The organism is Paracoccus sp. PARArs4, from assembly GCF_947311865.1.
Classification (GTDB): domain Bacteria; phylum Pseudomonadota; class Alphaproteobacteria; order Rhodobacterales; family Rhodobacteraceae; genus Paracoccus; species Paracoccus zeaxanthinifaciens.
Map to the genome: position 1 here is coordinate 39,798 of NZ_CAMZMW010000007.1, position 23,614 is coordinate 63,411.

The following is a 23,614-nucleotide window of genomic DNA, read 5'->3' on the forward strand; positions in this document are numbered from 1 at the left end:
ATACATGACCAATCGCGCAGGTCGCACGGGGGCTCAACCCGTCCGCCTGCGACTATGCTGCCGATCCCAGCCCTCTGCCGGGCCAGGGAACAAGACATGAAATAGGATGGACCGAAGGTGGCGGCAGCCTCCTGCGGTTTTTTGCGCCCTGCGGAAAAGGGGCGCATTCAGAGGAAGCCATATGTCGAAATCCAAGAAGAACGAATTCCGCCCCGATGATTTTGTCGTCTATCCGGCACATGGGGTCGGTCGCATCGTGTCGATCGAAGAGCAGGAAGTCGCCGGACTGAGGTTGGAGATGTTCGTCATCTCGTTCGACAAGGACAAGATGACCCTGCGCGTGCCGACCTCGCGTGCGGCCGAGATCGGGATGCGCGGGCTGGCCTCGCCCGACCTGATCGACCGTGCGCTGGAGACGCTGAAGGGCAAGGCCCGCGTCAAGCGCGCGATGTGGTCGCGCCGTGCGCAGGAATACGAACAGAAGATCAACTCGGGCGATCTGCTGTCCATCGCCGAGGTCGTGCGCGACCTGCATCGCAGCGACGACCAGCGCGAGCAGTCCTATTCCGAGCGTCAGCTGTACGAGGCCGCGCTGGACCGCCTGACCCGCGAAGTCGCGGCCGTCGGCGGGCTGGACGAAGGTGGCGCGCAGAAGCGCGTCGAAGAGGTTCTGATGTCGCGCGCCGCGTGATCCTCGGACATCGACCGGAACGGGGCGCCTTCGGGCGCCCTTTTTCATGTCCGGCGGGCGTTGTTCCGGTCGTGGACAACGCTTGCCGTGCGCCCTATAACCCGACGCGAAAACGTAATGCCAAAAACCCGAGGCGCATATGATCAAGGTATTCGGCCACACGGCCCCCGACACCGATTCGACCGGCTCGCCCATCGTCTGGGCCTGGTATCTGAACGAGGTCCGCAAGACCCCGGCCGAAGCCGTCCTGCAGGGTGAGCCGAACACCGAGGCCGCCTGGATGCTGTCGCGTTGGGACCTGCCGAAGCCCGGCATGATCTCGGACGTGGCTGCGGGCGACAAATGCGTCATCGTGGACACGAACAACCCGGCAGAGCTGCCCGCCTCGATCAACGATGCGGACGTGCTGGAGATCATCGACCACCACATGCTGGTCGGCGGCATCAAGACGCGCAGCCCGATCAACATCACCATCCGTCCGCTGGCCTGCACCGCGACCATCATGCACGACCTGATGGGCGATGCCGTCGCGGGTGCGCCCGACTGGGTGAAGGGCGCGATGCTGACCTGCATCCTTTCCGACACGCTGGAATTCCGCAGCCCGACCACCACCGATCACGACCGCGCCGTGGCCGAGAAACTGGCCGCCGAGCTGGGCATCGACATCCCGGAATACGCAGCCGAGATGTTCGCCGCCAAGTCGGATGTCAGCGCATTCGCGGATGACGCGCTGCTGAAGATGGACAGCAAGGAATACGAGCTGGGCGGCAAGCAGCTGCGCGTCTCGGTCCTTGAAACCACCGCGCCGCAGGTCCTGCTGGACCGCAAGGACAGCCTGATGGCCGCCATGCCGGGCGTGGCCGCTGCCGACGGCGCCGACGAGGTGCTGCTGTTCATCGTGGACATCCTGCGCGAAGAGGCGACCCTTCTGGTCCCGAACGAGTTCGTGAAATCGGTGGCCGAGCGCAGCTTCGGCGTGACCGTCACCGGCGATACCGTCGTGCTTCCGGGCGTCGTCAGCCGCAAGAAGCAGATCATCCCGGTCCTGGCCGTCTGATGACCCGCATCATCGCTTCGCTGGCCGAAATCTCGGCCAGCTACGATGCGCTGTTCTGCGATCTTTGGGGCTGCCTGCACAACGGCAAGCAGCCCTACGAGGCCGCGGTCGAGGCGCTTCGGGCCTATCGGCAGGCGGGCGGCAAGGTCTGCCTGATGACCAACGCGCCCCGCCCGAACCAATACGTGATCGCGCAGCTGGACCGCATGGGCGTGCCGCGCGACGCATGGGACATCGTCGTCAGCTCGGGCGATGCCGCGCAGGAGGCTCTGTTCCAGGGCGCCGTCGGCACGGAGGTCTGGCATATCGGTCAGCCCAAGGATGACGGCTTCTTCACCGACATTCCCGAGGGCTTCGAGGACGCGCCCGCCATCACGCGGGTCGATCTGTCCGAGGCCCAAGGCATCGTCGCCTCGGGTCCCTTCGACGAAGAGAACGAGACCCCCGAGCATTACGCCGACCGCTTTCGGGATGCGCTGGAACGCGGGCTGCCGATGCTGTGCGCCAATCCCGACATCGTGGTCGACATGGGCGACAGCCGCATCTACTGCGCGGGCGCGCTGGCGAAATACTACGAGGAGCTGGGCGGCAAGGCGCTGTATTTCGGCAAGCCGCATGCGCCGATCTATGACCGCGCACGCAAGATCCTCGGGTTGGGCGGCGACGCGCGCTTCCTTGCGGTCGGTGACGGGATCTTCACCGATATCGAGGGCGCCGAGGATCAGGGCATCGACAGCATCTTCGTCACGGGCGGTCTTGCCGCCGAAGAGTTCGGCGATGATGTCGAAAACCCGCAGGGCGACATGCTGGAGGATTGGCTGAAGCGCCAGGGGCGCAAGCCGACCTTCGCGATCGGGCGCCTTCGCTGAAAATTGCAGGCCCTGCCGGTTTCCGCGCAGGGCCTGTCAGCAACAAAATGCCACGCGCAATGTCATTCTTGAACTAATATTGTTTCGCTGCTATGCAGAAAGTCGCGATATTGGTCAGAAGGGCGGCACCATGCTTGATAACCTTCCCCGCGGCACCGTCGTCATCGAGGATCTCGAGATCGGGATGACGCGGTACCTGCAGAAGCGGATCACCGACGACGACATCGAGATGTTCGCCGCCGTCTCGACCGACCGCAATCCCGTGCATCTGGACGACGATTACGCCCGCGATACCATATTCGAAGGGCGGATCGCGCATGGCATGCTGACGGCGGGGCTGATCTCGGCGGTGATTGGGGAACAGCTTCCGGGGCATGGCACGGTCTACCTGGGGCAGACGCTGCGCTTCATGGCGCCGGTGCGTCCCGGCGACACGGTCCGGGCCGAGGTGACGGTCCAGTCGATCGAACATTCGAAACGGCGGGTGACGCTTGCAACCCGCTGTTTGGTGGGCGATACGGTCGTGCTGAAGGGTGAGGCGGTCGTCCTGGCCCCAAGCCGCAAGTTCGACTGACGGGGCGCGGCCCCGAAGGGGGCCCATTTGCATATCCACCGCGATTGGCACGCGATTGCTGCGGGCGCGAAGGGCGCCTCGGTCGCGATGGGCAATTTCGACGGCGTCCACCTGGGGCATCGCGCGGTCATCGACACCGCGCGCGCCGCCCATGACGGCCCGCTTGGGGTCGTGACCTTCGAGCCCCACCCGCGAGAGGTGTTCCAGCCCGACGCGCCGCCGTTCCGCCTGATGAACGCCGAAAGCCGCGCGAACCGTCTGGCGCGCCTGCATGTCGATCACCTGTACGAGCTGCCCTTCGGCCCCGAGCTGGCGGGCCTGACGCCCGAAGGCTTCGCGCGGGACGTTCTGGTCGATGGGCTGGGCGTGGCGCATGTGACGGTCGGCGCGGATTTCAAGTTCGGTGCCAAGCGCGCGGGCGATGCCGCCATGCTGCAGGAACTTGGGCGCCGGATGGGCTTTGGCGTGACGATCCAGCCGCTGATCCAGTCCGGCGATGCGGTCTACAGCTCGACTGCGATCCGCAAGGCGCTGACCGAGGGCGAGACCCGCAAGGCCGAGCGGATGCTTGGCCACTGGCACCGCATCGACGGCGAGGTCATCCACGGCGAGAAGCGCGGCCGCGAACTGGGCTGGCGCACGGCCAATATGGCGATGGACGGGCTGCATTTGCCGCGGCTTGGCGTCTATGCCGTTCTGGTGGACGTGCTGACCGGCCCGGACAAGGGGCCCGCGACGGGCGTGGCCTCGCTTGGGGTCCGCCCGATGTTCGGCAAGAACACCCCCAATCTCGAGGTGCATCTGTTCGACTTCAACGGCGATCTGTATGGACAGCACCTGTCGGTGGCGCTGGTCGAGTTCCTGCGCGACGAGGTGGCCTTCGACGGCGTGGATGCGCTTGTCCGCCAGATCGAGGACGATGCCGACCGCGCCCGATCCATCCTGGCGGGGCAGTGATGCGACCGAAATTCTGGGAACTGCCGCTCAAGGATCTGACGCGCCCCGAATGGGAGGCGCTGTGCGACGGCTGCGGGAAGTGCTGTCTGAACAAGATCGAGTTCGAGGACACGGACGAACTGGCCTTCACCCGCGTCGCATGCAAGCTGCTGGACGGCCAGACCTGCCAGTGCTCGTCCTATCCCAACAGGCACGATTTCGTGCCCGATTGCGTGGTGCTGACCCCTGCCAAGCTGGACGAGATCTCGTGGTGGCTTCCGGGCACCTGCGCATACCGCCTGCGGTCCGAGGGCAAGCCGCTGCATGATTGGCACCACCTGATCTCGGGCGATCCCGAAGCCGTCCATCGCGCGGGCGAAAGCGTTCGTGGCTGGACCGTGAATGAACTTTCCGTGGACGAGGACGATTGGGAAGATCACATCATCGAGGATCTGACATGAATTTCGCCTCTGACAACGTGCGTTCGGCCCATCCCGACGTGTTCCGCGCGATGGAGCGCGCGAATGACGGTGCCGCGCGCCCCTATGGTGGCGACGACATCACCGCCGAGGCGATCGAGGCCATCCGCGACCTGTTCGAGGCCCCCGAGGCCGTCGTGCGCTTTGTCTCGACCGGCACGGCGGCGAATGCCCTGGTCTGCGCGCAGCTGTCGCCGTCTTTCGGGCGCATCTACTGCCATGCCGACGCCCATATCGAGACCAGCGAATGCGCCGCGCCCGAATTCTTCTCTCATGGGGCCAAGCTGGTGACGCTGCCGGGTCTTGACGGCAAGCTTGACCCCGAGATCCTGCATGTCGCGCTGCAGCAGGGGGCCGCAGGCGGTCTGAACGAAGGGCGCAGCGCGATGGTGTCGATCACCAACGCGACCGAGTGGGGCACCGTCTATGACATCCCCGAGGTTCAGGAACTGGCCCGCGAGACGCATGCCGCGGGTCTGCCGCTGCACATGGACGGGGCGCGCTTCTCGAACGCGGCGGCGCATCTTGGGGCCGCGCCCGCCGATCTGACCTGGCGGGCAGGGGTCGATGCGCTGTGCTTTGGCGGGACCAAGAATGGCGCGATGGCCGCCGAGGCTGTCGTCTTCTTCGATCCGGCCCTGGCCGAGGGGTTCGATTATCGCCGCAAGCAGGCCGGGCATGTCTTCTCGAAGAACCGCTTCCTTGCGGCGCAGATGCTGGCACTGGCGGGTGATGGGCTGTGGCGCAGGCTGGCGACGGACGCCAACGCCAAGGCGCAGGTCCTTGCCGCAGCCGTGGTCGCGGGCGGCGGCCGCCTTCTGGTCCCCGCGCAGTCGAACGCCGTCTTTGCCGAGATCTCTGCGGCGACCCATGAACGCGCGATGGCGGCAGATGCGGAATACTATCCCTGGCCCGACAAGACGGCGGCGGGGATCGATCCGATCTCGATCCGGCTCGTCTGCGCATGGGACACGCCCGACGCCGAGGTCGAGGCGCTGGCCGCGATCCTTCGCGGTCAGGGCTGAGCACGCTCGATCAGCAGGCGCAGGGCAAGATTGACGGTTGCGGCGCGGACGCCCTGGCGACCGATTGCGCCGAAATCCTCGGTCAGGGTCCGCGTCCCGAAGCTGTCGGCGATGCCGAAGCAGACGCGGCCTTCGGGCTTGTGCTCGGACCCGCCGGGGCCTGCGATGCCCGTCACCGCGACGGCGATACCCGCATCCGAATTGCGAAGCGCGCCCTCGGCCATCTCGGCGGCGACCTCTTCGCTGACGGCACCGTGGCGGGCCAGCGTCTCCTGACGCACGCCCAGCATCTGCATCTTGGCCGCGTTGGAATAGGTGACGAATCCCCGGTCGAAGGCATCCGAGCTGCCCGGAATCTCGGTCAATGCGCCTGAGATCAGGCCGCCGGTGCAGCTTTCGGCAGTTGCGATCATCACGCCACGCGCCCGCGCGGCATCGAGCGCATCCGAGGCGAGGCTCACATCAGCACCCCGTGCGCGATGGCGGCGGTCGCCATCGTGGCAATCGCGGCGAAGATCCCCGCCCACAGGTCGTCGATCATCACGCCAGCCGCGTCGTGGCGGCGATCTGCGCGACCGACCAGCCAGGGCTTCCAGATGTCGAACAGGCGGAAGAACGCGAAGGCCGCCAGCCAGCCCGGATAGGGGAAGCTGTCGGCGGGCAGGCCCGCATGCCAGAACCCGAACGAGGGCGCCATCAGCGCCAGCCACTGGCCGGCGACCTCGTCGATGACGATTTCCGAGCGGTCGGGATCCTCCATTCCGGCGGTGTGGACGCGCACGGCCCAGAAGCCCAGCAGGATCACCAGTCCGGTCGCCAGCGCCAGCAGCGGGAAATGACCGATCCGGTGCAGGATCACGCCCATCGCAACCGCGATCAGCGAACCCCAGGTGCCGGGTGCGGGGCGCAGAAGGCCCGCGCCGAACCAGATGCAGAGAAGCCTTGCCATGCGCCGTTCCTTCTTGGGGATGGTCGGGGGCCGCGGGGGGCGGCCCCTGACGGATCAGGCGTGATCGGGCACGTCGCCCGCGATCGCGGTGGCGAACGCGCTGCGGAAGGTCGCGGACAGATCGGCCAGATCGGCGGCGTCGTCGCCGAACTGCACGGCCTGGCCACCGAAGGTGCCGACCTGCGCGACGGGGACGCCGGCCTCGGCTGCGGCAGCGATCAGCGCCTGGGCACCATTCGCGTCGCAGGCGACGAGATAGCGGGCCTGATCCTCGCCGAACAGCTGGGCGATGTCGCCGCTGGTCAGCCGCAGACCGATGCCTGCGCCCTCGGCCATCTCGAAGGCTGCCAGCGCCAGACCGCCCTCGGACAGGTCGGTCGCGCCGCGCAGGTGGCTGCGGTTCGCGCGCAGGAACTCGCCATGCTTGCGCTCGGTCGCCAGGTCGACATGCGGGGCGTCGCCGTCCTCGCGGCCGAATGCCTCCCATGCCAGGGCCGACTGCGAAAGATGGCCTTCGGTCTTGCCGATGACCAGCGCCACGTCGCCGTCCTCGGGCAGGCCCGCGATGATCTGGGACAGGTCCGCGATCAGGCCGACCGCGCCGATGGTGGGCGTGGGCAGGATGCCCTTGCCGTCGGTCTCGTTATAGAGCGAGACGTTGCCCGACACGATGGGGAAGTCCAGCGCGCGGCAGGCCTCGCCGATGCCCTTGATGGCGCCGACCAGCTGGCCCATGATCTCGGGCTTCTCGGGGTTGCCGAAGTTCAGGTTGTCGGTCGTGGCCAGCGGCAGCGCACCCACGGCGGACAGGTTGCGATAGGCTTCGGCCACGGCCTGCTTGCCGCCCTCGTAGGGGTTCGCGCGGACATAGCGGGGCGTCACGTCGCTGGTGAAGGCGATGGCCTTCTGCGTGCCGTGGACGCGGACGACGCCGGCACCCAGACCCGGACGACGGACGGTATCGGCGCCGACCTGCGTGTCGTACTGTTCCCAGACCCAGCCCTTGTGGGCGTGGTTGGGGCTGCCGATCAGGGCGCGCAGCGCGTCGATGGGACCGATCGCGGGCAGGGCCTCGGCGGGGGCGGCTGCGGGGGTTTCAACCCAGGGGCGGTCGTATTCCGGCGCGCTGGAGGACAGCTTGGACAGCGGCAGGTCCGCCATCACCTGGTCGCGATGGACGATCAGGAAGCGATCCTCGGCGATGGTTTCGCCGACGATGGCGAAGTCCAGGTCCCACTTCTCGAAGATGGCGCGGGCCTCGGCCTCCTTCTCGGGCTTGAGGACCATGAGCATGCGTTCCTGGCTCTCGCTCAGCATCATCTCGTAGGCGGTCATGGCGGCTTCGCGCTGCGGGACGTTGTCCAGGATCAGCTTGATGCCCAGACCGCCCTTGTCGCCCATCTCCACGGCCGAGCAGGTCAGGCCCGCCGCGCCCATGTCCTGGATCGAGATCACGCTGTCGGTCTGCATCAGCTCCAGGCAGGCCTCGAGCAGCTTCTTCTCGGTGAAGGGGTCGCCGACCTGCACGGTGGGACGCTTTTCTTCGATCGTGTCGTCGAATTCGGCGCTGGCCATGGTCGCGCCGCCGACGCCGTCGCGGCCCGTCTTGGCGCCCAGATAGACGACGGGCATGCCCACGCCCGATGCCGCCGAGTAGAAGATGCGGTTCGTATCCGCCAGGCCCGCCGCGAAGGCGTTGACCAGGCAGTTGCCGTTATAGCTGGGATGGAAGCGGACCTCGCCGCCCACGTTCGGGACGCCGAAGGCGTTGCCATATGCGCCGATCCCCTCGACCACGCCCTTGACCAGATGCGGGGTCTTGGGATGCTCCGGCATGCCGAAGGACAGCGCGTCCATCGCGGCGATGGGGCGGGCGCCCATCGTGAAGACGTCGCGCAGGATGCCGCCCACGCCGGTCGCGGCGCCCTGGTGCGGCTCGATATAGCTGGGGTGGTTGTGGCTCTCCATTTTGAAGACCACGGCCTGCCCGTCGCCGATATCGACGATGCCCGCGTTCTCGCCCGGGCCGCAGATGACCTGCGGGCCCTCGGTATGCAGCGTGCGCAGCCATTTCTTCGAGGACTTGTAGGAGCAATGCTCGTTCCACATCGCGCTGAAGATCCCGAGCTCGGTAAAGCTGGGTTCGCGTCCGATGATCTGCAGGATGCTGTCATATTCCTCGGGTTTGAGCCCGTGCGCGGCGATCAGTTCGGGGGTGATCGTCGGTTCCTGCATGCCATTGCCCTTCCTGCGCATGAAATCACGCGCCTTGTAGGGCTTGTCACGGTCCTTGGGAAGTCCCTGCCGAGGGGGCGCCCGACGCGGGACAAAAAAAAGCCGGGCACGAGGCCCGGCCTAAGTCCAACAGGGAGGTAGAAGGTGATGAGCTTGTAAGCCTGACATCGCCTTCGAAGCCCGATCTATGTGCAGTGTGTGAACTTCGCAAGGCCGGAATTGCCGCATCTGCAACATATCACCCATGCAGTGGCAGAATAGCTGCAACCTTGGGTGGAAAACCGCGCATGATCAGCGGTTTTCGCGCAAAGACTGCCTTCGATTTCGGCAGTTGCCTTACGATTGACCAGCCTCGGACTGGTGGCGGCGATAGGCCTGGATCTCTTCCAGCACGAAATCGCGGAAGACGGCGACGCGCCGCGTCTGGCGCAGCTCCTCGGGATAGGCGAGGAAGACCGGCACTTCGCCCGATTCAAGATCGGGGAAGATGCGCACCAGCTCGGGGTGGTCGGCGGTCAGATAGTCGGGCAGGACCCCGATCCCCAGATTCGCCAGAACCGCCTGCAGCACTCCGAAGTAGTTGTTCACCGTCAGCGTCGAGCCGACATTCTGCGCCATCAGTGTCTCGACCAGGCGGGCGCCCGAAGCGACCTGCGGCTGGTCGGGCTTCTGGCAGATCAGCCGATGCTTGGTCAGTTCCTCCAGCGTCTCGGGCTTGCCATGCTGTTCGACATATTCAGGCGTCGCATAGAGCCGCATGCGGATGTTCAGCAGGCGGCGACGGATCAGGTCGGACTGGCTGGGCTCCTTCATGCGGATGGCGACGTCGGCCTCTCGCATGGGCAGGTCCAGCACGCGTTCCTCCAGCAGCAGGTCGATGCGCAGGTCGGGATACTTCTCATAGAGCTTGACCAGCCGCGGCGCGAGCCACAGGGTGCCGAAGCCCACCGGCGTCGTGACCTTAAGTTCACCGAAGACGTTCTCTTCGCTGTCGCGGATGCGCGCGGAGGCGCTTTCGAGCTTGCGCGCCATCGAGGATGTCGCCTGGAACAGCAGCTCTCCCTGTTCGGTCAGGATCAGGCCGCGGGCGTGGCGATGGAACAGCGTGGTGCCCAAAGCCTCTTCCAGGGCGCGGATCTGGCGGCTGACGGCGGACTGCGACAGGTGCAACGTGTCGCCCGCATGGGTCAGGCTGCCCGCATCGGCGACCGCGTGAAAGATTCTGAGCTTGTCCCAGTCCATGTTTCCTGCCTCGTCATGTCAGCCATGCGTCCAGTGCAAGGCTAGCCCCCACCTGCAAAACAGGCAACCCGAGGTCAAGTGAAGATTTTCCTTCTTTGGTAAGCAAAGCTGACCTATACTGACCCCGGTGCAAGCCATCATGCGAGGGAGGAGAGCAGGATGAGCCAGCAGGAATTCAAACTTTCGGACCGTTTCGACCTGACGAAACGTCACGTGCTGCTGAACGGGACGCAGGCACTCGTGCGGCTGATGCTTATGCAATCGGCACGCGACGAAGCCGCGGGGCTGAATACGGCGGGGTTGGTCACCGGGTATCGCGGATCGCCCCTGGGCGGCGTGGACCTTGCCATGATGCGAGAGGGGAAGCGTCTGGCCGAGGCGCGCGTGACGTTCCAGCCGGGACTGAACGAGGATCTTGCCGCCACGGCAATCTGGGGTGCGCAACAGGCGGAACTGCGCGGCGAGGGGCGCTTCGACGGCGTCTTCGGCCTGTGGTACGGCAAGGGTCCGGGCGTGGACCGTACGGGCGACGTGATGAAGCACGCCAACATGGCGGGATCGTCGCCGCATGGCGGCGTCGTCATGGCGATGGGCGACGACCATACGGGCGAAAGCTCGACCGTGCTGCACCAGTCGGACTGGGCGATGATCGACGCCTATATCCCCGTGCTGTCGCCCGCAGGCGTGCAGGAGATCCTGGATTACGGTCTCTATGGCTTTGCGTTGTCGCGCTATGCGGGGGTGTGGACCGGTCTGAAGACAATGAAGGACACGGTCGAGGCGACCGCCGTCGTCGATGGCGATCCGCACCGCATGTCCTTCGTGACGCCCGATCGCGTGCTGCCCGATGGCGGGCTGAACATCCGGCTTGGCGATACGCCCGTGCTGCAGGAAGCACGGATGATCGACCACAAGCGGTGGGCCGCCGAGGCGTTCAGCCGTGCGAACCGCATCGACAGGCGCGTCTGGGGCAAGCCCGGCGCCAAGATCGGCTTCGTCGCCGCGGGCAAGAACTGGCTGGACCTGGTCCACGCGCTGTCGCTGCTGGGCATCGACGAGGCCGAGGCCGAGCGGCTGGGCCTGACCACCTACAAGGTCGGGCAGACCTGGCCGATGGACATGAAGTCCATCCAGGAATGGTCCGAGGATCTGGAACTGATCATCTGCATCGAGGAGAAGCGCAAGCTGATCGAGGTGCAGCTGAAGGAGGCGATCTTCGACAAGCGTCGCGGTCGCCGCGTCCACGGATGGAAGCACGACCGCACGGGCGAGGAGCTGTTCCCGACGCGCTATGCGCTCGACCCCGTGATGATCGCCGAGAAGATCGGGAAGATCCTGATCGAGGAGGGGCGCGGGACCGAGCATGTCCGCGCCGGGCTGACCCGCCTGGTCGAGGTGCGTCGCGCGGACAACGCCCCCGAGGTCGCGACCCGCACGCCGTGGTTCTGTTCGGGCTGCCCGCATAACAGCTCGACCAAGCTGCCCGAGGGAAGCCGCGCCTATGCCGGGATCGGCTGCCATTACATGGTGCAGTGGATGGGTCGCGACACCGAGGGCTTCACCCATATGGGTGGCGAGGGCGCGAACTGGATCGGCGAAGCGCCGTTCAGCAAAAGAGATCATGTTTTCCAGAACCTTGGGGACGGAACCTATAACCATTCCGGGATCCTTGCGATCCGTGCGGCGCAGGCTGCCGGGACCAACATCACCTACAAGATCCTGTATAACGACGCCGTGGCGATGACCGGCGGCCAGCCGAACGAGGGCGGGCTGTCCGCGCATCAGATCGCGGCCGAACTGCAGGCGATGGGCGTTCACCCCGTCATCGCCGTCTATGACGAGAAGGAAGAGATCGACCGCAGCCTCTTCCCGTCCGGCATGCGCTTCGAGGAACGCGCCGAGATCATGAACGTCCAGCGAGAGCTGGAGGGCGTGAAGGGCGTCAGCGCGATCCTCTATATCCAGACCTGCGCGGCCGAGAAAAGGCGCCGTCGCAAGAAGGGGACCTTCCCGGACCCGGACCGCCGTGTCTGGATCAATCCCGAGGTCTGCGAGGGCTGCGGCGATTGTTCGGTCCAGTCGAACTGCGTGTCGGTCGTGCCGCTGGAAACCGAGCTGGGACGCAAGCGGCAGATCGACCAGTCCAGCTGCAACAAGGATTTCAGCTGCGTGAAGGGCTTCTGCCCCAGCTTCGTGTCGGTCAGCGGCGGCAAGCTGCGCCGCCCCAAGGCCGAGGCGCTGGACCTGCCGGACCTTCCCGAACCCGTGCTGCCCGCGATCAACGGGACGCATAACATCGTCATCACCGGCGTGGGCGGCACGGGCGTCGTGACCATCGGCGCGGTGCTGGCGCAGGCCGCGCATATCGACGGCAAGGGCGCCGGCATGATGGAGATGGCGGGCCTGGCCCAGAAGGGGGGCGCGGTGCATATCCACCTGCGTCTTGCCGACCGCCCCGAGGATATCAGCGCGATCCGCGTGGCCACCGGCGAGGCCGATTGCGTCATCGGCGGCGACCTTGTGGTGTCCGCGGGCGCCAAGACGCTTGGGCTGATGACGCAGGGGCGCACGGGTGCCGTGGTCAACGACCACGAGATCATCACGGGCGATTTCACGCGCTTCCGCGATTTCCAGATCCCCTCGGATCAGCTTCGGGTGTCGCTTCAGGCGCGATTGAAGGATCGGGTCGCGTTCTTCGATGCGAACGACCTTGCGCTGCGCAAGCTGGGGGACTCGATCTACAGCAACATGCTGGTGCTGGGCGGCGCGTGGCAGCAGGGCCTGATCCCGCTGAGCCATGGCGCGATCGCGCAGTCCATCAGGCTGAACGGCGCCAAGGTCGACGAGAACCTGCGCGCCTTCGAGATCGGGCGTTGGGCGGTTGCCTTCCCGGACCAGGTCCGCCCGCCCGCCACGGTGACCGAGCTTCCGCCCGATCCGGTCGAGTATCGGGCCGAGCGGCTGGTCGGCTATCAGGGCAGGCGGCTGGCGAAACGCTATCGCGCGATGGTCGGAAAGGCCCCCGAAGCACTGCGCGAAAGCGTCGCAAGAAGCTACTACAAGCTGTTGGCATACAAGGACGAATACGAGGTCGCGCGTCTTCACCTGCAGACCGCGGATCGCGTTGCCGAACAATGGGAGGACGCGCCGCGCCTGACCTTCCATCTTGCCCCGCCGATGCTGCCGGGCACCGATGCCATCGGGCGGCCCAGGAAGCGCGAGTTCGGTCCCTGGATCCTGCGGGCCTTCCGGGTGCTGGCCTCGCTCAAGGGTCTCCGGGGCACGCCGCTGGATCCCTTCGGATATCAGTCCGAGCGGCGGGAGGAGCGCCGCGCGATCCGCGAATACGAGGCCGACATGGCCGAGATCTTCGCGGGCGTGACCGATGCCACGCTGCCCATCGCGATCGAGCTGGCGGATCTTCCGCTGACCGTCCGGGGCTATGGCCCGGTCAAGGCCAAGGCCGCCGCCGAGGCCGCGCAACGCCGGGCCGAGCTGCTGGACCAGTTCCGATCGGGCGGCGCACCAATGCGTGAAGCCGCCGAGTAAGGCGAACCGTTTGCAAGTGCCGCGTGGCGTCCTATGAAGGGCGCCACGCGCAACGGGAGAGTTTCAATGGCGGTAGGCGTTTTCGATTCGGGTCTTGGCGGTCTGACGGTCCATCAGGCCATCGCCGCGCGGCTGCCCGACCTGCCGCTGGTCTATCTGGGCGACAACGCCCATGCGCCCTATGGGGTGCGGACCGCCGACGACATCTTCGATCTGACCTGCCGCGGCGTCGAACGGCTGTGGGCCGAAGGGTGCGATCTGGTGATCCTGGCGTGCAACACCGCAAGCGCGGCGGCGCTGAAGCGGATGCAGGAAACCTGGCTGCCCGAGAACAAGCGCGTTCTGGGCGTCTTCGTTCCGATGATCGAGGCGCTGACCGAACGCCGGTGGGGTGACAATTCCCCCCCGCGAGAGGTGGCGGTCAAGCATGTCGCGCTGTTCGCGACCCCCGCCACGGTCGCAAGCCGTGCCTTCCAGCGCGAGCTTGCCTTCCGCGCCGTCGGCGTCGATGTCGAGGCGCAGCCCTGCGGCGGCGTGGTCGACGCGATCGAGATGGGCGACGAGATCCTGGCCGAAGCGATGGTCACGAGCCATGTCGAGGCGCTGATGCGCCGGATGCCGCACCCGCAGGCTGCAATCCTCGGCTGCACGCATTACCCGCTGATGCAGGATGCGTTCCAGAAGGCGCTCGGGCCCGATGTGCAGGTCTACAGCCAGGCGGGACTGGTGGCCGACAGCCTTGCGGACTATCTTGTGCGCCGTCCGGAATTCACGGGCGAGGGGGTGCGCTCGCGTTACCTGACCACGGGCGATCCGGTGCGCGTCTCGGGCAAGGCCACGCAGTTCCTGCGCCGCCGGATCGAGTTTGAAGCCGCATAGGGGGCGCCATGAAATCGTTGAAGAAACAGCGCCGTATCCAGATCATCGCGGCGGCTGCCGTTGCGCTGACGGCGGCGTCGGTCCTGATCGGGATCGGTTTCAGCGACGGCATCAACCTCTATCGCTCGCCCAGCCAGGTGGCCGAGGCCGCGCCCGACGCGGACGAGTTCTTCCAGCTGGGCGGGCTGGTCAAGGGCGGCTCGATCCGCGATGGGGCGGGTGTGGCGTTCGATTTCGTGATCACGGATGGCGCCACCGAGATCCCGGTCAGCTATGTCGGGCGCGAACCGCGGCCCGATCTGTTCAGCGAAGGGCAGGGAACCATCGCCAAGGGCTGGTTCCGCAACGGGCGCTTCGAGGCCCGCGAGATCCTTGCCAAGCACGACGAGACCTACATGCCGCGCGAGGTCATCGACACGTTGAAAGAGACCGGCGTCTATCAGGAGCCGTCGTCCTGATCCGTGCAACGCGCGATCGGTTAACGGGCCGTTAACGCGGTTTCCCCAGCATTCCGGCATTCGGGATCAAGCGGGGACGCATCATGCAGACAGTCGAACAGATCGCGCGGGACATCGTCCGACGCGAGGGCGGTTATGTGAACGACCCGGACGATCCGGGCGGGGCCACGAATTACGGCGTGACCATCGGCACCATGCGGGGCCTCGGCATGGACCTGACGGGCGACGGCAAGGTGGATGCCGCGGATGTCCGCGCCCTGACGCGCGCGCAGGCCGAACAGATCTTCGTGCAGCACTATTTCGACAAGCCGCGCCTGGCCGAGCTGCCTGCCGCCGTCCAGCCGAGCGTGTTCGACATGTATGTGAACGCGGGCAGCAACGCGGTGAAGATCCTGCAGCGGCTGGTCACCCGGATGGGCTTTGCCGCCGCCGATGACGGGGTCGTCGGACCCAGAACCATCGCCGCGGTGACAGGCGCGGCAGCAGTGGCCCCCGATCACATCGCCGATGCCTACGGGATCGCGCGGCGCAATTATTATTATGCGTTGGCGGACCAGCGGGCGGCCAGCCGCAAATACGCGCGCAGCAATTCGGGCGGCAAGGGCGGCTGGATCACGCGCGCCGAGGAGTTCATCTCGGCCCGCTATCACCTGACCGAGGCTGAACATCGGGCGAGAGTCGCATCATGGGCATGATCGACCGCTTCATCGGGGTCGCCCCCGCCGTCGGCGCTTTGGGCAGCGCCGCCACGGGAATGGCCGAGGTGTTCACCCGCAACGCCACCCGCCGGATGGAACTGGACGAAGAGGCGTTCGCCCGCGCGCTGGATCAGCACGGCAAGGAATTCGCGGCCCCGCGACAGGGCTGGTTCGACGGTTTCGTCAACGCGCTGAACCGCCTTCCGCGCCCCTTGCTGGCACTGGGGACGATGGGCCTGTTCATCTATGCCATGATCGAGCCTGCGGGCTTCGGGCTGCGGATGCAGGGGCTTCAGACCGTCCCCGAGCCGCTCTGGTGGCTGATGGGCGCGATCGTCGGGTTCTATTTCGGCGCACGAGAGGCACACCACTTCCGCAATCGCGGCTGGTCCGTGCCTGCGACCGCCGGAACCCCCGAACCGCAGCCCTTCGTCGCGCCCATCGACGATTTTGCCGACAACGCCGCGCTGCGCGATTGGGCGCGGTCGCAAGGAAAGTGACCGGGGCGCGTCGCCGCAGGGTCTTTCGCAGGCGACGCGCCGCAACTATGGTCCCCGGGCGCGAGAAGGGGACCCGTCGAATGACCGCAGAGCTTGGCCACCTGTCGCTGATCATGGCGTTCATGGTCGCGATCTTTCAATGCACGGTGCCGATGCTGGGGCTTTCGCGCGGCTGGGCCGGTGTCGCGGACACGGCGCGACCGGCGGCGATCGTGCAGCTTCTGCTGCTGGCGGCAAGCTTTACCGCGCTGACCGTCGCGTTCGTCACCTCGGACTTCTCGCTTCGGCTGGTCTACGAGAACTCTCACAGCTCGAAGCCGATGCTGTACAAGATCAGCGGCGTCTGGGGGAACCACGAGGGGTCGATGCTGCTGTGGGTGCTGATCCTGGCGCTGTTCGGGGCGGCGGCGGCTATCTTCGGTCCGAACCTGCCGCCACGGCTGCGCGCAAGGGTGCTGTCAGTGCAGGGCGCGATCAGCGTGGCGTTCCTCGCCTTCATCATCTTCACGTCGAACCCGTTCTGGCGCTTGGGCGATCCGCCTTTCGACGGGCGCGACCTGAACCCGCTGTTGCAGGACCCGGGCCTCGCCTTCCATCCGCCGTTCCTATATCTGGGCTATGTCGGGCTTTCGATGGCGTTCAGCTTCGCCGTCGCCGCGCTGATCGAGGGGCGCGTCGATGCCGCATGGGCGCGGTGGGTGCGTCCCTGGACGCTGGCGGCATGGGTGTTCCTGACCATCGGCATCGCGCTCGGGTCCTGGTGGGCCTATTACGAGCTGGGCTGGGGCGGCTTCTGGTTCTGGGACCCGGTCGAGAATGCAAGCTTCATGCCATGGCTGCTGTCGGCGGCGCTGCTGCATTCCGCCATCGTCGTCGAGAAGCGAGAGGCGCTGAAGAGCTGGACGATCCTGCTGGCGATCATGGCCTTCGGCTTCTCGCTCATCGGGACGTTCATCGTGCGGTCGGGGGTCATCACCTCGGTTCACAGCTTTGCCAGCGACCCGCAGCGCGGGGTCTTCATCCTGGGCATCCTGGTCCTGTTCATCGGCGGTGCGCTGACGCTGTTTGCGGCGCGTGCCTCGCAGATGACGGCCAAGGGCGTCTTCTCGCCCCTGTCGCGCGAAGGGGCGCTGGTGCTGAACAACGTGCTGCTGGCCGTCAGCGCTTTCGTCGTCTTCATCGGCACGATCTGGCCCCTTGTCGCGGAACTGGTCTGGGGCCGCGTCCTGTCCGTCGGGCCGCCCTTCTTCGACAAGGCGTTCACGCCCTTCATGATCGTTCTGGCCATCGCGTTGCCCCTCGGGGCAATCATGCCGTGGAAGCGGGCGCGGATCGCACGCACCCTGCGCCCGTTGCGCGGGGCCGCGGTCCTGTCGGCTGCGGTCGCGGCGCTGGTCTTCGCGCTGTCCACCGGGCATTCGGCGCTGGCGGTGATCGGGGCGGCGCTCGGGTCGTGGCTGATCGCCGGATCCGCGGTGGATCTGTGGCAGCGCACCGGTAATTCGGGTTGGCGGCGGCTGTTCCGCCTGCCGCGCGCCGACTGGGGCAAGGCCGTCGCGCATGCGGGTCTGGGCGTCACCTTCATCGCCGTCGCCCTGATCCAGGCGTGGGAGGTCGAGGATATCCGCGTTGCCAGGATCGACGAGCCCTTCGCGCTCGGGTCCTATCAGTTGACGCTTCGACAGGTTGATCAGGTTCGCGGCCCGAACTACCTGTCGCAGATGGCCGTGATCGAGGTGTCGCGCGGCGGTTCCCGCGTCGCCACGCTGCGACCCGAGAAGCGCGTCTATCCGGTGCAGGGCATGCCCACGACCGAGGCCGGGATCGACTATGGCTTCTTCCGCGACCTCTATGTCGTCATCGGGAACGAACAGCCCGAGGGCGGCTGGGCCGTCCGGTCCTATATCAAGCCCTTCGCGAACTGGATCTGGGGCGGGGCGATCCTGATGGCGCTTGGCGGCCTGATCAGCCTGTCCGACCGTCGCTATCGCGTGGCCGCCGCCGCCCGGAGGGCATCCGCATGAGGGCGCTGCTTCTGTTGCTGTTGCTTGCCGGTCCGGCGATGGCCGTCCAGCCCGACGAGGTTCTGGACGACCCGCGACTGGAGGAACGGGCAAGGGCGATCTCTCGCGATCTGCGCTGCCCGGTCTGCCAGGGCGAGAATATCGACGATTCGAACGCCGCGATCAGCCGGGATCTGCGGCTCTATGTGCGCGAGCGGCTTGTCGCGGGCGACAGTGACGCGCAGGTGGTCGACAACGTTGTAGACCGCTTTGGAGAGTTCGTGCTGTTCAGTCCCCGCGCGACGGGTGCGAACCTTGTCTTGTGGCTGGCGGGGCCGATCATGGCGCTGATCGTGGCCTTCGCCGCCTGGCGCTTTCTGCGTGGGCGCGACCGCGCCCAGCCGATGCCCGACGACCTGGACGAGGCCGAGCGTCGCCGGCTGGACGATCTGATGCGCGGCGACTGACGCGGGGTCGCGCTTTCGCGGGGCGTGGTTTGCGCCCATGATCCCCCTGAACCAAGGGGGGAACAGATGGAATTCCAGACCATTCGGGTTGAACACCAGGACGCCGTCCTGCGTGTCGTCATGAACCGGCCCGAGATGATGAACGCGCTGAACGCGACGATGCGCCAGGAGATCACGGCCGCGCTGAGCGATCTGCCCGAGGGCGTGCGCTGCGTCGTGCTGACGGGCGAGGGGCGCGGCTTCTGCTCGGGGCAGGACCTGACGGATGCCGGTGCCGCGATCGACCTGGAAAGGACGCTGCGCGAGGAATACGAGCCGATGTTGCGCGCGATCACCGGCTGCGCGGTGCCCGTCATCGCCGCCGTGAACGGCGTGGCCGCGGGGGCGGGCGCGAATGTCGCGCTGGTCTGCGACGTGGTGATCGCCGCGAACTCGGCCAGCTTCATCCAGGCCTTCACGCGGATCGGCCTCATCCCCGACGCGGGGGGCACGTGGTATATCCCGCGTGCGATTGGCCATGCGCGTGCGATGGGCGCGATGCTGTTCGCGGAACCGGTTTCGGCGCAGCAGGCGGTCGATTGGGGCATGATCTGGCAGGCCGTCCCCGACGAGGAATTCGAGGCCGTCGTCGCCAACCGCGCGCGCCAGCTGTCCGAGGGGCCGACGGGCGCTTACCTGTCGATCAGGCAGGCGGTTTCGGCAAGCTTCGGGAACGACCTGGAAGAACAGCTCGCGCTCGAGGCGCAGTTGCAGGGCAAGGCCGGGCACAGCCGCGACTTCACCGAAGGGGTCGGGGCGTTCCTTCAGAAGCGCAAGCCGAGCTTTACCGGACGCTAGGCGATCTGGCGAAAGGCGGGGGCGGTTCCCCGGTTGTCGAAGAAGGGAACCGTCGCCGGGCCGGGAATGGCCTCGTCCGGGCCGAGCCCTCGCGCGACCGAGGCCAGTTCGGCCAGGACCACCTCGGTGATGAAGGGCAGGTCCAGTTGCCGCGCCTCGGACAGGGCGACCCAGTGCAGGTGCGAAAGCTCGTCGCAGGCGGCGCCGAAATCGTCGGGATCGCCGCTCAGCCGGTTCGCATCGGCAAGGAAGAAATGCGCGTCGAAGCGGCGCGGCCTGCCGGGTGGGGTGATGGCGCGGAAGAAATAGGTCAGCGCAGAGGCGTCGGGCAGAAGGCCCGCATCCGCGTATCCCGGAAGGGTGGTGGCCTGCGCGCCGGGGCGTCCGATCATGAGGCCGGTTTCCTCGACCAGTTCGCGCAGGGCTGCTGCCGCGATGGCGTCGGGGTTCTGACCCTCGGCCCGCAGTCGGGCGGCGCAGGTAGGGCCAAGGCCGGACGCAAGCGGGATCGCGTCGTCGGTCGCATCGACCGCACCGCCGGGGAAGACGTATTTCGACGGCATGAACACGGCCTTCGCACCCCGCATCCCCATCAGGACGCGCGGCTCGGACCCGTCCCGGCGCAGCAGCAGCACGGTCGCGGCGGGGCGGATGGGCGCGTCGGTCATTCGCCGAACCCGTGCATCCGCCGCGCCCATTGCAGGCCGACAAAGCCGCCCTTGATGATCGGCAGCAGGACCAGCGACGACACGATCGTTCCCAGGCTGAAGACGACCAGCATGGTGATCGCGCTTGGGCGCCACGCGACATAGGATGCCAGCAGGATCGGCGCGGCGATGTGCGAGACCAGCAGGATCGTCAGATAGGCCGGCCCATCGTCGGCGCGCTGATGGTGAAGCGCCTCGCCGCAATCGGGGCAGTGGTCCGCGACCTTGAGATAGCTCGTGAACATCCGTCCCTCGCCGCAGGCAGGGCAACGCAGCTTGGCGCCGCGCGTCATCGCCTGGCCCGTGGGCCGATCCTGATATGTCGCAGTGCTTTCCATGCCTGGCACCTCCGTGGGATGTCCTAAGAACCTAGGCCCTGGCCGCCCGCTTTACCAGTCCGGGTTCCGTCAGGCCGCGCGTTCGGGATGCGACGCGATGACACGGTTCCGCCCGGCCTTCTTCGCCGCCATCAGCGCAAGATCCGCCCGCTGCATCACGCCCGTGACGACACCGGCCGCATCCTGCGCCGCGTGGGGATGCGCGTGGCTGACGCCGATCGAGGCGCTGACGCCGATCTGCCGTGTCCCGCCTATGCGGACCGGCTGGCCACAGATCGCGGCGCGGATCCCCTCGGCCAGAACGGCATCGCCTGCCGCATGGCCCAGCTGGTCGTTGATCGACTTGAAGTGGTCGAGATCCAGCGCAAGGATCGCGAAGCCAGTCCCCGACTGCGCGGCGTTCCGCGCGATCTGCAGCATGCGCGGTTCGGCATAGCGGCGATTAAACAGACCGGTCAGCGGGTCCTTGATTGCCTCCTCCAGCTGGCGCTGCGTCTCTGCCCGCTTGCGGTCCTTGCGCGACTTGCGTGCCAGCAGCCCGTCCAGCGCGATGGCCGAGGCATCCGCCGCGCCCGCATCCGCGAAGGGGTCTGCCAGCACCTCGCCCGCGCCAAGGTCCAGCGCGATCGCGTGACTGTTGCGCGATCCGGCGTCCGTGACGATCGCATAGGACGCATCGCAGGAATTCGGGCGCGCCCGAAGCTCGGCCATGCCGAAGCCCACCGGACCTTCCTGCTGCGATTCGGACAGAAGACGGCGGATCTGGGCCAGCAGGATCTCGTCCTCGACCGCGGGGTCCAGCGTTGCCGTCGCCCCCGCGCACAGCGCCGCCAGACGTTCGCGCCCGGTCACCATGACGACGATCGACGTGGTCGCCGTCGCCGGCGTTCTGCGCAACAACTGGCATGCCGCGGCCGCGCTCATGTCGGCAAGCGGTCCGTTCAGGATCAGCAGATCGACCGAGCCGCGGGACAGCAGGCCAAGAACCTCGGCGCTGGTGCCTGCGGTCGCGACCCCGTGGCAGGCCGAACCCAGACGCACCTTCAACGTGATGCGTGCGGTCGCCGATCCGTCCGCCACAAGGATGCGTGCTGTCATCTCTGGATCCTGAAAATCTTGCCTAACTTGCTTCATGTTCTGCGCCGAAAAGCTTAAGAAATCATTTCCGCGCATCACGCGCCTCACCAATCGACGCATATCGGGGACCGGCACATGGCCATTTCGCAGCAAGGCGCGCAGGAACTTGCCACGGACATTCTTCTGGCGCTGGCCGAACGCCCCGAACAGCTTGCGGGCTTTCTTGGCACCAGCGGGCTGGAACCCTCGGCGCTGCGCCAGGTCGCCTCGCGCCCCGAGATCGCGGTGTTTCTGCTGGATTACATCGTCGAACAGGACGACCGCCTGCTCGAGATCGCCGAAGGGATCGGGCGCGATCCGCGCGACATCATGGCCGCCCGCACCGTTCTTTCGGGGCCGGGAAGCTATGGCTGGGAAGCCGACTGAGCTTTTCCTTTTCTTAACCCGCGCGCGGTAATGCTGTGCCCAAAAGAGGTGGGCATGGACACATTGATCAATCGCACGGTCGAGGAGTTTCTTCGCGCGACCTATGGTGAGGGGCTTGTCGGGACGATCACCGACGAACTGGCCACGACCGAGGAGAACGACCCGGTTCCGGGGCGCGTCCACGGCATGCGGATGCTGGACCGTGCCGCGTTCCGGCTGGTCAAGCCGACGGTCGAGATGCTGGAGGATCTGGGCGCATGGATGACCCGGATCGAGGCCATCCGCCGCCTACTGCGCTTCTCGGGGCGTGATTTCACCGACTTCCTTCTGCGGCTCGAAGAGATGCCCGGCCGCGCGCATCTAGTGCTGCCGAACCTGCATCTGCCGGCGATCCAGGTCGAAGCCGTCGGTCATTCTATCTTTCTGACCATGTCGCCGCCGGATGCGGCCTGGCGGCATCTGCTGATCGGCATCGTGCGGGGGATGGCCGACGATTACGGCGCGCTCTGCCTCATCTCGACCGAGGGGGCGCTGATCCGGGTCGATGTCTGGGACACGTCCTTCGCGCAGGCCCGCGACTTCTCGCTCGATGTCGCATCGTCCGAGGTGGTGCGATGAACATGCCGGTGATGATGCCCGCGCCCTCGCTCGGGGCGCTGCTGCCGATGCATCTGGTCGTGTCGCGCGACGGGGCGGTCCTGTCGGTCGGACCGACCCTGGCCAAGATCGCGCCACAACTGGCCCAGGGGCTGGACCTGCTGCTGCCCGCGCGTGGCGACAAGACCCGTCCGCTGCTGGCGATCTGCAGCGATGCCGTCGCCTCGGGCGAGCGTCTGTTCCTGCGCATCGCGGGGATCGACGACCTTGTCCTGCGCGGCCATGCGGTCGAGCTTGCGGGCGGGGCGATGCTTCTGAACCTTGGTTTCGGGGCGGATCTGAAGGCCGCGATCCGCAGGGCAGGCCTGACGGACGACGATTTCGCGCCCTCGGAGCTGGCGATGGAGTTCCTGTTCCTGCAAGAGGCCAATCTTGGCGTCCTGCGCGAGCTTGCGCGCTTCAACAGCCAGCTGGCCCGCTCGCGAGAGGCCGCGATCCAGCAGGCGCAGACGGATCCGCTGACGGGCCTCGGGAACCGCCGGGGGTTGGAGCTTGCGCTGCAGGCCGCGTTGAAGCGCCCGCACGAGGTCGGCATGTCCCCCGAGGAATGCGCCTTCGCGCTGGTGCATCTGGATCTGGACCACTTCAAGCAGGTGAACGACCGGTTGGGCCACAAGGCGGGGGACGAGCTGTTGCGCCATGTCGGCGTCGTGCTGCGCGGCATCGTGCGCAAGGTCGATATCGCCGCGCGGATCGGTGGCGACGAATTCGTGCTGATCCTGCGGCGCATGACGAATCACGGCGATATCGGGCGGATCGCGGACCGGCTGATCGGCTCGATCAGGGCGCTGTCGCCGCCCGAACTGGGCGAGCTGCGCGTTTCGGCAAGCCTCGGGGTTGTGATCTGGCGTCCCGGCGACACCGAGGACATGGTCGATCTGCTGCACCAGACCGACGAGGCGCTCTATGCCTCGAAGAGAGAGGGGCGGGGGCGGGCCACGATCCGCTGAGCGGTCGCGAC

25 protein-coding genes are annotated in these 23,614 nt (G+C 66.7%); 18 read left to right on the top strand and 7 right to left on the bottom strand.

Features of this window, described 5'->3' with window-relative positions; all coding sequences use genetic code 11:
- Positions 1–181: 181 nt before the first annotated feature.
- The 7 genes from QMZ16_RS07410 to QMZ16_RS07440 all read left to right on the top strand — a co-directional run bounded on the left by QMZ16_RS07410 (position 182) and on the right by QMZ16_RS07440 (position 5,631).
- On the top strand, positions 182–691 hold the full coding sequence (locus tag QMZ16_RS07410; protein ID WP_022706666.1) for a CarD family transcriptional regulator: 510 nt from the start codon (positions 182–184) through the stop codon (positions 689–691).
- Positions 692–830: 139 nt separating this feature from the next.
- Positions 831–1,748, top strand: a complete 918-nt coding sequence (locus QMZ16_RS07415; protein WP_282602743.1) for a manganese-dependent inorganic pyrophosphatase — start codon at positions 831–833, stop codon at positions 1,746–1,748.
- Entirely contained in the window at positions 1,748–2,617 is an 870-nt protein-coding gene (locus tag QMZ16_RS07420) for a TIGR01459 family HAD-type hydrolase (protein WP_282602744.1), read from the top strand. Before QMZ16_RS07415 ends, QMZ16_RS07420 begins: the two co-directional genes overlap by 1 nt.
- Positions 2,618–2,747: 130 nt before the next feature.
- Positions 2,748–3,191: a MaoC family dehydratase gene (locus QMZ16_RS07425; protein ID WP_282602745.1), complete on the top strand. Its 444-nt coding sequence runs from the start codon at positions 2,748–2,750 to the stop codon at positions 3,189–3,191.
- A 27-nt stretch (positions 3,192–3,218) separates the two neighbouring features.
- Positions 3,219–4,148, top strand: a complete 930-nt coding sequence (locus tag QMZ16_RS07430; protein ID WP_282602746.1) for a bifunctional riboflavin kinase/FAD synthetase — start codon at positions 3,219–3,221, stop codon at positions 4,146–4,148.
- Entirely contained in the window at positions 4,148–4,588 is a 441-nt protein-coding gene (locus QMZ16_RS07435) for a YcgN family cysteine cluster protein (RefSeq protein WP_028725634.1), read from the top strand. The genes QMZ16_RS07430 and QMZ16_RS07435 overlap by 1 nt, the downstream gene beginning before the upstream one ends.
- Positions 4,585–5,631, top strand: a complete 1,047-nt coding sequence (locus tag QMZ16_RS07440) for a beta-eliminating lyase-related protein (RefSeq protein ID WP_282602747.1) — start codon at positions 4,585–4,587, stop codon at positions 5,629–5,631. The genes QMZ16_RS07435 and QMZ16_RS07440 overlap by 4 nt, the downstream gene beginning before the upstream one ends.
- On the opposite strand, the gene QMZ16_RS07445 is transcribed toward QMZ16_RS07440, so the two are convergent.
- The 4 genes from QMZ16_RS07445 to QMZ16_RS07460 all read right to left on the bottom strand — a co-directional run bounded on the left by QMZ16_RS07445 (position 5,622) and on the right by QMZ16_RS07460 (position 10,057).
- Positions 5,622–6,092 carry a CinA family protein gene (locus QMZ16_RS07445; protein WP_282602748.1) on the bottom strand — a complete coding sequence of 157 codons (471 nt, stop codon included), beginning with the start codon at positions 6,090–6,092 and terminating at the stop codon, positions 5,622–5,624. The two genes, QMZ16_RS07440 and QMZ16_RS07445, sit on opposite strands and share 10 nt — an antisense overlap.
- Positions 6,089–6,580, bottom strand: coding sequence for a phosphatidylglycerophosphatase A (locus tag QMZ16_RS07450; protein ID WP_282602749.1), 492 nt, complete (start codon positions 6,578–6,580; stop codon positions 6,089–6,091). The genes QMZ16_RS07445 and QMZ16_RS07450 overlap by 4 nt, the downstream gene beginning before the upstream one ends.
- Positions 6,581–6,634: 54 nt before the next feature.
- Positions 6,635–8,815, bottom strand: coding sequence for a phosphoribosylformylglycinamidine synthase subunit PurL (purL, locus tag QMZ16_RS07455; RefSeq protein WP_282602750.1), 2,181 nt, complete (start codon positions 8,813–8,815; stop codon positions 6,635–6,637).
- Between the two features lie 336 nt (positions 8,816–9,151).
- Positions 9,152–10,057 carry a LysR family transcriptional regulator gene (locus tag QMZ16_RS07460; protein WP_022706656.1) on the bottom strand — a complete coding sequence of 302 codons (906 nt, stop codon included), beginning with the start codon at positions 10,055–10,057 and terminating at the stop codon, positions 9,152–9,154.
- A 159-nt stretch (positions 10,058–10,216) separates the two neighbouring features.
- Between QMZ16_RS07460 and QMZ16_RS07465 the strand changes: the two genes are divergently transcribed.
- The 8 genes from QMZ16_RS07465 (at position 10,217) to QMZ16_RS07500 (ending at position 19,448) form a co-directional block, all read left to right on the top strand.
- Positions 10,217–13,606, top strand: a complete 3,390-nt coding sequence (locus tag QMZ16_RS07465) for an indolepyruvate ferredoxin oxidoreductase family protein (protein ID WP_282602751.1) — start codon at positions 10,217–10,219, stop codon at positions 13,604–13,606.
- A gap of 66 nt (positions 13,607–13,672) precedes the next feature.
- A complete protein-coding gene (locus QMZ16_RS07470; RefSeq protein WP_282602752.1) occupies positions 13,673–14,485 on the top strand; it encodes an aspartate/glutamate racemase family protein in 813 nt (270 codons plus the stop codon).
- A gap of 8 nt (positions 14,486–14,493) precedes the next feature.
- A complete protein-coding gene (gene ccmE, locus QMZ16_RS07475; RefSeq protein ID WP_282602753.1) occupies positions 14,494–14,943 on the top strand; it encodes a cytochrome c maturation protein CcmE in 450 nt (149 codons plus the stop codon).
- 83 nt (positions 14,944–15,026) lie between these two features.
- Positions 15,027–15,638 (top strand): holin-associated N-acetylmuramidase, encoded by a 612-nt coding sequence (locus tag QMZ16_RS07480; protein ID WP_282602754.1) that lies wholly within the window; start codon positions 15,027–15,029, stop codon positions 15,636–15,638.
- On the top strand, positions 15,629–16,141 hold the full coding sequence (locus tag QMZ16_RS07485) for a holin family protein (protein WP_282602755.1): 513 nt from the start codon (positions 15,629–15,631) through the stop codon (positions 16,139–16,141). The genes QMZ16_RS07480 and QMZ16_RS07485 overlap by 10 nt, the downstream gene beginning before the upstream one ends.
- Before the next feature lie 80 nt (positions 16,142–16,221).
- Complete coding sequence (locus QMZ16_RS07490; RefSeq protein ID WP_282602756.1) at positions 16,222–18,165, top strand: heme lyase CcmF/NrfE family subunit; 1,944 nt, start codon at positions 16,222–16,224, stop codon at positions 18,163–18,165.
- On the top strand, positions 18,162–18,611 hold the full coding sequence (locus tag QMZ16_RS07495; protein ID WP_282602757.1) for a cytochrome c-type biogenesis protein: 450 nt from the start codon (positions 18,162–18,164) through the stop codon (positions 18,609–18,611). The genes QMZ16_RS07490 and QMZ16_RS07495 overlap by 4 nt, the downstream gene beginning before the upstream one ends.
- Before the next feature lie 66 nt (positions 18,612–18,677).
- Positions 18,678–19,448 carry an enoyl-CoA hydratase-related protein gene (locus QMZ16_RS07500; RefSeq protein WP_282602758.1) on the top strand — a complete coding sequence of 257 codons (771 nt, stop codon included), beginning with the start codon at positions 18,678–18,680 and terminating at the stop codon, positions 19,446–19,448.
- Here the strand turns inward: QMZ16_RS07500 and QMZ16_RS07505 are convergent.
- The 3 genes from QMZ16_RS07505 to QMZ16_RS07515 form a co-directional block, all read right to left on the bottom strand.
- Positions 19,445–20,116 carry an NUDIX hydrolase gene (locus QMZ16_RS07505; RefSeq protein ID WP_282602759.1) on the bottom strand — a complete coding sequence of 224 codons (672 nt, stop codon included), beginning with the start codon at positions 20,114–20,116 and terminating at the stop codon, positions 19,445–19,447. The genes QMZ16_RS07500 and QMZ16_RS07505 overlap by 4 nt on opposite strands.
- A complete protein-coding gene (locus QMZ16_RS07510) occupies positions 20,113–20,493 on the bottom strand; it encodes a DUF983 domain-containing protein (RefSeq protein WP_282602760.1) in 381 nt (126 codons plus the stop codon). The genes QMZ16_RS07505 and QMZ16_RS07510 overlap by 4 nt, the downstream gene beginning before the upstream one ends.
- A 69-nt stretch (positions 20,494–20,562) precedes the next feature.
- Complete coding sequence (locus QMZ16_RS07515) at positions 20,563–21,591, bottom strand: diguanylate cyclase (protein ID WP_282602761.1); 1,029 nt, start codon at positions 21,589–21,591, stop codon at positions 20,563–20,565.
- Positions 21,592–21,705: 114 nt separating this feature from the next.
- Between QMZ16_RS07515 and QMZ16_RS07520 the strand changes: the two genes are divergently transcribed.
- The 3 genes from QMZ16_RS07520 to QMZ16_RS07530 are packed head-to-tail and all read left to right on the top strand — an operon-like array spanning position 21,706 to position 23,603.
- Entirely contained in the window at positions 21,706–21,996 is a 291-nt protein-coding gene (locus tag QMZ16_RS07520; RefSeq protein ID WP_282602762.1) for a DUF3572 domain-containing protein, read from the top strand.
- A 54-nt stretch (positions 21,997–22,050) separates the two neighbouring features.
- On the top strand, positions 22,051–22,614 hold the full coding sequence (locus QMZ16_RS07525) for a heme NO-binding domain-containing protein (protein ID WP_282602763.1): 564 nt from the start codon (positions 22,051–22,053) through the stop codon (positions 22,612–22,614).
- Positions 22,611–23,603 carry a GGDEF domain-containing protein gene (locus tag QMZ16_RS07530; protein ID WP_282602764.1) on the top strand — a complete coding sequence of 331 codons (993 nt, stop codon included), beginning with the start codon at positions 22,611–22,613 and terminating at the stop codon, positions 23,601–23,603. Before QMZ16_RS07525 ends, QMZ16_RS07530 begins: the two co-directional genes overlap by 4 nt.
- The last annotated feature ends 11 nt before the right edge of the window (positions 23,604–23,614 follow it).

Excerpts from the sequence above, each read along its gene's own strand:
- QMZ16_RS07410 (WP_022706666.1), top strand. The coding sequence starts at position 182 with ATGTCGAAATCCAAGAAGAACGAATTCCGCCCCGATGATTTTGTCGTC.
- QMZ16_RS07415 (WP_282602743.1), top strand. The coding sequence starts at position 831 with ATGATCAAGGTATTCGGCCACACGGCCCCCGACACCGATTCGACCGGC.
- QMZ16_RS07420 (WP_282602744.1), top strand. The coding sequence starts at position 1,748 with ATGACCCGCATCATCGCTTCGCTGGCCGAAATCTCGGCCAGCTACGAT.
- QMZ16_RS07425 (WP_282602745.1), top strand. The coding sequence starts at position 2,748 with ATGCTTGATAACCTTCCCCGCGGCACCGTCGTCATCGAGGATCTCGAG.
- QMZ16_RS07435 (WP_028725634.1), top strand. The coding sequence starts at position 4,148 with ATGCGACCGAAATTCTGGGAACTGCCGCTCAAGGATCTGACGCGCCCC.
- QMZ16_RS07440 (WP_282602747.1), top strand. The coding sequence starts at position 4,585 with ATGAATTTCGCCTCTGACAACGTGCGTTCGGCCCATCCCGACGTGTTC.
- QMZ16_RS07450 (WP_282602749.1), bottom strand. The coding sequence starts at position 6,580 with ATGGCAAGGCTTCTCTGCATCTGGTTCGGCGCGGGCCTTCTGCGCCCC.
- purL (WP_282602750.1), bottom strand. The coding sequence starts at position 8,815 with ATGCAGGAACCGACGATCACCCCCGAACTGATCGCCGCGCACGGGCTC.
- QMZ16_RS07460 (WP_022706656.1), bottom strand. The coding sequence starts at position 10,057 with ATGGACTGGGACAAGCTCAGAATCTTTCACGCGGTCGCCGATGCGGGC.
- QMZ16_RS07465 (WP_282602751.1), top strand. The coding sequence starts at position 10,217 with ATGAGCCAGCAGGAATTCAAACTTTCGGACCGTTTCGACCTGACGAAA.
- QMZ16_RS07470 (WP_282602752.1), top strand. The coding sequence starts at position 13,673 with ATGGCGGTAGGCGTTTTCGATTCGGGTCTTGGCGGTCTGACGGTCCAT.
- ccmE (WP_282602753.1), top strand. The coding sequence starts at position 14,494 with ATGAAATCGTTGAAGAAACAGCGCCGTATCCAGATCATCGCGGCGGCT.
- QMZ16_RS07480 (WP_282602754.1), top strand. The coding sequence starts at position 15,027 with ATGCAGACAGTCGAACAGATCGCGCGGGACATCGTCCGACGCGAGGGC.
- QMZ16_RS07485 (WP_282602755.1), top strand. The coding sequence starts at position 15,629 with ATGGGCATGATCGACCGCTTCATCGGGGTCGCCCCCGCCGTCGGCGCT.
- QMZ16_RS07490 (WP_282602756.1), top strand. The coding sequence starts at position 16,222 with ATGACCGCAGAGCTTGGCCACCTGTCGCTGATCATGGCGTTCATGGTC.
- QMZ16_RS07495 (WP_282602757.1), top strand. The coding sequence starts at position 18,162 with ATGAGGGCGCTGCTTCTGTTGCTGTTGCTTGCCGGTCCGGCGATGGCC.
- QMZ16_RS07500 (WP_282602758.1), top strand. The coding sequence starts at position 18,678 with ATGGAATTCCAGACCATTCGGGTTGAACACCAGGACGCCGTCCTGCGT.
- QMZ16_RS07505 (WP_282602759.1), bottom strand. The coding sequence starts at position 20,116 with ATGACCGACGCGCCCATCCGCCCCGCCGCGACCGTGCTGCTGCTGCGC.
- QMZ16_RS07510 (WP_282602760.1), bottom strand. The coding sequence starts at position 20,493 with ATGGAAAGCACTGCGACATATCAGGATCGGCCCACGGGCCAGGCGATG.
- QMZ16_RS07515 (WP_282602761.1), bottom strand. The coding sequence starts at position 21,591 with ATGACAGCACGCATCCTTGTGGCGGACGGATCGGCGACCGCACGCATC.
- QMZ16_RS07520 (WP_282602762.1), top strand. The coding sequence starts at position 21,706 with ATGGCCATTTCGCAGCAAGGCGCGCAGGAACTTGCCACGGACATTCTT.
- QMZ16_RS07525 (WP_282602763.1), top strand. The coding sequence starts at position 22,051 with ATGGACACATTGATCAATCGCACGGTCGAGGAGTTTCTTCGCGCGACC.
- QMZ16_RS07530 (WP_282602764.1), top strand. The coding sequence starts at position 22,611 with ATGAACATGCCGGTGATGATGCCCGCGCCCTCGCTCGGGGCGCTGCTG.